This window comes from Bifidobacterium sp. POST2/T3 (B1), assembly GCF_058197115.1.
Map to the genome: position 1 here is coordinate 1 of NZ_JBVPQK010000334.1, position 2,876 is coordinate 2,876.

Consider the following 2,876-nt stretch of genomic DNA (forward strand, 5'->3'; position numbering starts at 1 on the left):
GGATGCGGGTGTGCAGCCTGAACCTTGCCTAGGAAGGAGTTGAGCTTGCCGGTCGGTATGCGCTTGTCCCACGATTCCAGAGCGGTGCGCATGGCTCTGGCCAGCCGGTTGGTGTGCCAGCCGGTCTTCGCAGACAGGTTGACCCGCTCGGCCCAGGTGACCCGGTCGAACTCGGTCTGCCAGAGCCGCTCAAGACGTTGCCGACCGAAGTCGTCCAGCAGATCCCACTTGTTAAAGACCAGGACGATGGCCCGACCAGCATCCACGGCCTGGCTCATGACCTTCAAGTCCTGGTCGGCTATGGGCTGGGAGGCGTCGAAGAGGATGAGCGCCAGTTCAGAACGTTCGATGGCCGCCTGCGTGCGCAGGCTGGAGTAGTACTCGGCACCCGAAATCTTGTGCAGGCGGCGCTTGATGCCGGCGGTGTCGATGAAAAGCCAGTCCTCGCCGTCCACCTGTACCACCTCGTCGACCGGATCGCGGGTGGTGCCCGCCACATCGTGAACGACGGCCCGCTCCTCGTGAGCCAGCTGGTTGAGCAAGGAGGACTTGCCCACGTTGGGTCGTCCGACCAGGGCCACCCGGCGCAGACCCTCCGGGGTGAGGAATCCCGAGGTCTTCTCGGTCTTGCTGAGCTGTTCCAGCGCCGCATCCAGCAGGTCGCCTATCCCCCGGCCGTGCATGGCGGAGATGGCATAGGGTTCACCCAGCCCAAGCTTCCAGAATTCGGAAGCGGTGTAGTCGGCCATCCGATCATCCAGCTTGTTGACGGCCAGGACGACCGGCTTGCCCGCGGCTCGCAGCATGGTGACGATCCGTTCGTCGCTGGCGGTCAGCCCCACCTGGCCATCCACGACCAGAATGACGGCATCAGCCAGTGATACGGCTACCTGCGCCTGGGATGCGATGGCGGATTCGATGCCCTCCACATCGCTCTCCCAGCCGCCAGTATCTACCAGCTTGAATTGGGTGCCTGCCCACTCGGCCTCGTAGCTGACACGGTCCCGGGTCACGCCAGGGGTGTCTTCGACCACAGCGGCACGCCGGCCAAGAATCCTGTTAACCAGGGTGGACTTGCCCACGTTGGGCCTTCCCACCACGGCCAGAACGCCTACGGCCTTGGGGCCCTGGTCCAGGTCATCCTGGTTTTCGGAGCCGCCCTCCAGTAAGGCACGGTCCTCCTCGTCCAGCTCATAGTCGTCCAGATTGCGGGCGTACTCGTCGTAGGAGTCCTCCTCCATGGCCGAGGAGACCAGATCAATCAGGACCTGCAGGGTCTGCTCGAAGGTCAGATCGGAGTTGTCCACGGTGGTCACCCCATCGGCGGCGCTCATGAAGGAGGTGACCTTGGAATCCCGGGCATCCCGGGCAGCCAGATCCTCGGCGCCGGCTGACCCGGACTGGGCTTGGCCGCTGCGACGGGCCTGACGGACCTCCTCACGGGCTGTCAGCAGCACACGGACCTGGGCATCAGGGGCAACCACGGTGGTGATGTCCCGTCCCTCGGCCACCACGCCGCGCTCCTGGTCGGCCATGATGGCCCGTTGGGCGGCGATGAGGACATGGCGCACGGCCGGAATCGAAGAGACTACTGAAACGTGCTGGGAGACCCGGGTGGAGCGTATCGCTTCATCCACGTCACGGTCGTCCAGGCTGACTCTGGGATGTTCGGGGTCAAGCCCCATGACCAGGTGGCCGCCAGTGATGGAATCCGCCACGGCCTCGGTGATCGCCTCCTGGTCAGGCTGGTCCACGTCCAGGTCCAGTCCGCGGTCCATGCACCATAGGGTGACGGCCCGGTACATGGCGCCCGTGTCCAGGTAGGCCAGGCCGAAATGCTTGGCCAGAGCCCGCGAGGTGGAGGACTTGCCTACGCCTGCCGGGCCATCGATGGCGACGGTGATCACAGTCCGACCTCCTTATCCAGGGCCTTGATCTCGGTAGCGGAGAGCACTCGGTAGGAGCCCGGGCGGATCTCGCCCAGCCGGATGGGGCCGATCTGGGTGCGCACCAGCCGGGTCACCGGGTAACCGATGGCGCCGAAGATGCGCCGGACTATCCGGTTTTTGCCCGAGTGCAGGACCACCTTGACGATGGTGTGCTCGCGGTTGTGGTCGATGATGGCGCAATGGTCCAAGCGGATTAGTCCGTCGTCCAGCTCAACTCCCTGGGTAACCAGTCGCCGGCAGACGTTGCCGCCAATGTGGCCGCTGAGTGTAGCGATATAGGTCTTCTCCACCTCGTAACGCGGGTGCATGACGTGCTGAGCCAGCTCCCCGTCATCGGTCATGAGTATCAGGCCTTCGGAGTCATAGTCCAGCCTGCCCATGTGGAAGACCCGCTCGTAACGGTCCCCGATGATGTCGCGCAAGGTGAACCGGCCCTTGGGGTCATCCATGGTCGAGAGGACCTTGCGAGGCTTGTTCAGGGCCAGGGTGACGTGCTTGTCGTTCAGATGGATGCGGGATCCATCCACGCGGATCTGCTGGTGGGTGGGATCAACCCGGCTGCCCAAGGTGGTGACCAGCTCGCCGTCGACCTCGACCCTGCCCTGGGTGATGATCTGTTCGCATTTGCGACGAGAGCCGAATCCGGCCTGGGCCAGCACCTTCTGGAGGCGGATGCCCTCCTCCCGCTGTTCGTGCGCTCTGATCGCCTGTGTATATGGATGTGGCATCGTTCTCCCAACGTGGCCTGATGGATATGTAACGGATATTGTTCTGGACGGCCACAGCCGCCAAAAGGTCATATCATACTATATCGGAGACTAGGGAAGTGTTGTTGGCTTGCCCTAAGCTAGAAGCTGTTGTTGTTCATTGTCGTCGAAGGGATTGCAAGGTGGGGAACATGACTATGGAAGCAAGTGCTGAGCCGGT

General features: G+C 63.2%; 2 protein-coding genes. Both read right to left on the bottom strand.

From position 1 onward, the window contains the following. Positions 1–1,907: bifunctional cytidylate kinase/GTPase Der (gene der, locus AC0AP0_RS11210; protein WP_490430523.1), on the bottom strand; the 1,907-nt coding region annotated here is incomplete at its 3' end. Next, on the bottom strand, positions 1,904–2,677 hold the full coding sequence (locus AC0AP0_RS11215; protein ID WP_490430524.1) for a pseudouridine synthase: 774 nt from the start codon (positions 2,675–2,677) through the stop codon (positions 1,904–1,906). The genes der and AC0AP0_RS11215, both read right to left, overlap by 4 nt. Positions 2,678–2,876: the final 199 nt, after the last annotated feature.

Coding starts and splice junctions, on each gene's coding strand:
- AC0AP0_RS11215 (WP_490430524.1), bottom strand. CDS start 2,677: ATGCCACATCCATATACACAGGCGATCAGAGCGCACGAACAGCGGGAG.